The organism is Gemmobacter sp. LW-1 (genome assembly GCF_001303875.1).
GTDB classification, from domain to species: domain Bacteria; phylum Pseudomonadota; class Alphaproteobacteria; order Rhodobacterales; family Rhodobacteraceae; genus Gemmobacter; species Gemmobacter caeni.
Genome location: NZ_LJSC01000070.1, coordinates 34,774 through 37,248, shown reverse-complemented (window position 1 = coordinate 37,248; position 2,475 = coordinate 34,774). Strand labels below are relative to the sequence as shown.

3 protein-coding genes are annotated in these 2,475 nt (G+C 64.6%); 2 read left to right on the top strand and 1 reads right to left on the bottom strand.

The window, feature by feature from the left end:
* A partial coding sequence (locus tag AO684_RS21060) for a hypothetical protein (protein ID WP_152968503.1) occupies positions 1-244 on the top strand: 244 nt, incomplete at its 5' end.
* Positions 245-292: 48 nt separating this feature from the next.
* Here AO684_RS21060 and nanR read toward each other — a convergent pair.
* On the bottom strand, positions 293-1,036 hold the full coding sequence (gene nanR, locus AO684_RS21055; protein WP_054304700.1) for a transcriptional regulator NanR: 744 nt from the start codon (positions 1,034-1,036) through the stop codon (positions 293-295).
* Positions 1,037-1,263: 227 nt separating this feature from the next.
* On the opposite strand from nanR, the gene oiaX reads away from it, so the two are divergent.
* Positions 1,264-2,475, top strand: a 1,212-nt coding sequence (gene oiaX, locus AO684_RS21050; protein ID WP_082401185.1) for a 3-oxo-isoapionate-4-phosphate decarboxylase OiaX, incomplete at its 3' end; no start/stop codon positions are given.

Below are 2,475 nucleotides of genomic sequence, written 5' to 3'. Positions count from 1 at the left end.
GGTCGAGGCGGCGGGGCTTGACCCGCAGGCCCTGACCCGGCTTGACGGCTTCTCGGGCGTGCTGTGCTGGGGGGAGGGCGCGCGCGCCTGCGCGGAGGCGCTGGCCGCCCGCAAGGGGCCGATCCTGCCGCTGATCGGTGGCCTGCCCGATGCTGCGCATGTGGCGCTGGAACGCCATGTCTGCATCGACACCACGGCTTCGGGCGGGAATGCACAACTGTTGGCCGAGGTTTCCGGGGCCTGACCCGAAATCGTGCTGATACCCTGATCCGGGCGCCCCTGCGGCGTCCGGTCAGCTTTCGTAGCGATACATTTCGCTCGACCTGTCCAGATGGCGGCGCATGGCATTCACTGCGCCCTCCGGGTCTTTCTGGCCGATGAGGGTCAGGATCTCTTCATGCTCCGCCAGGGTCTTGTGCTCGTTTCCTGACCAGTGCAGCAGCGCGGTGTAATAGCGCAGCAGCCAGCGCAGCATCGACGCCGAGACGGCAGCCATGATCGGGTTGCGCGTGGTTTCCGCAATGCGGGCGTGAAAGCGCAGATCGGCTTCGATGAACTGGCGCGGGTCATCCAGATGGCCACGCTGGTCATCCAGGATACGGCGAAGATCGAACAAATCCTGTTCGGTCGCCCGCAAGGCAGCTAACCGCACCATGCCCATTTCGAACATGCGACGCGCCTCCTTGAGGTTTTCCAGCTGATCGGGGGCAGAAGACAGCAGGATCTGTGCCACCTCGTCCACCCGGTCCAGAACGCTGTCAGGCGACAGGGCGTTCACCCGGCTGCGGCCGCCGTGGGAAATGGTGATCAGCCCCATGGTCTGCATGGATTGCAGCGCCTCGCGCACCGCGGGGCGGCCAACGCCGAAGCGCTGCATCAGATCGCGCTCTGACGGCATGGGGTCGCCGGGCCGCAGATCGCCCGAGGTGATCATGGCGCGCAGCCGGTCAAACACCTCGTCCGACAGCTTGCGCCGGACAATCTTGTCCTCCCCGGCAGGGGCGGCCGTCCGGGGGGGATCGCTGGTCGGGGGCATGGCGGTGTCTCGTTTCTGCGGGGTGAAATTGTATGATGAGGTGATCATATGCAATATCCGCCCCGCTCGCAACCAGAGCGGTAGCCGTGAGCTGCGTTAGCAAGGTACTGGAAATTCGCAGAAATTACAGTCCGCTGTGCTTTCGTCTGACGGATGTGGCCGGATAGAAAGTCATTGCCGTCATGTGGTATAATGAGTATGCCATAAGGGCAGAGAGGGAGGACGGCATGACCGGAAAGCGCGACGACAGCACCATTCGCGTCACCTATCGGCTGGAAGTTCCGGCCCTGCCGGGGGCGAGCCTTGAGAGGATGGCGGAAAAGATCGCCTCCGACCAATCGACCGGCACTTTTACCGAACTTCCGGGCGAGACCGAGGAAGTGCGTGCGCGTTGCGCTGCCCGCGTGGTCGCGGTGCAGCCGCTTGGCAGCACCGATCAGCCCGGCTTCCCGTGCCCCGAAGACCCGCCCGGAACCCATTACCTGCGTGGCGATGTCACCATCGCCTTCCCGCTGGAGGCCGTGGGCACCGATATCGCCGCGCTGATGACGATTACCGTCGGCGGTGTCTATTCGGCGCGCGGGCTTTCCGGCGTCCGGGTGATGGATTTCGACCTGCCGTCCGCATGGGCCTGCCATCCGGGGCCGCAGTTCGGCATTGCCGGATCGCGCCGGCTGATGGATGTGGCGCAAGGGCCGATGATCGCCTCGATCATCAAGCCGTCGCTGGGCCTGACGCCTGCTGACACCGCACAGGTGGTGCGGGAGCTCTGTGAGGCCGGGGTCGATTTCATCAAGGATGATGAAAAGCTGATGTCGCCCGGCTATTCGCCGCTGGCCGACCGTGTGGCTGCCATCATGCCGGTGATCGAGGATCATCAGCAGAAGACCGGCAAGCGCGTGCTTTATGCCTTTGGCATTTCCTCGGCCGACCCGGATGTGATGATGCGCAATCACGATCTGGTTCATGCGGCGGGCGGCGCGGCGGCGGTGGTCAATATCAACTCGGTCGGTTATGGCGGCATGAGTTTCCTGCGCAAACGCTCGGCCCTTTGCCTGCATGCGCATCGCAACGGCTGGGACATCCTGACCCGGCATCCCGCGCTGGGGATGGAATTTCGCGCCTATCAGAAGATCTGGCGCCTGTTGGGGGTGGATCAGTTTCAGGTCAACGGTATCGCCGCGAAATACTGGGAACCGGACGACAGTTTCGTGCGCAGCTTTGGCGATTGCCTGGCGCCGATCTTTTCCGAAGCCGATTGTGCGTTGCCAGTGGTCTGTTCCGGCCAATGGGGCGGGCAGGCGCCCGAGACCTTCCGCCGGACCGGCGGTCGGCTGGATCTGATGTATCTGGGGGGCGGCGGCATCCATGGGCACCCGATGGGGGCTCGTGCCGGGGTCACGGCGATCCGTCAGGCGTGGCAGGCGGCAGAGGCGGGG

Excerpts from the sequence above, each read along its gene's own strand:
- nanR (WP_054304700.1), bottom strand. The coding sequence starts at position 1,036 with ATGCCCCCGACCAGCGATCCCCCCCGGACGGCCGCCCCTGCCGGGGAG.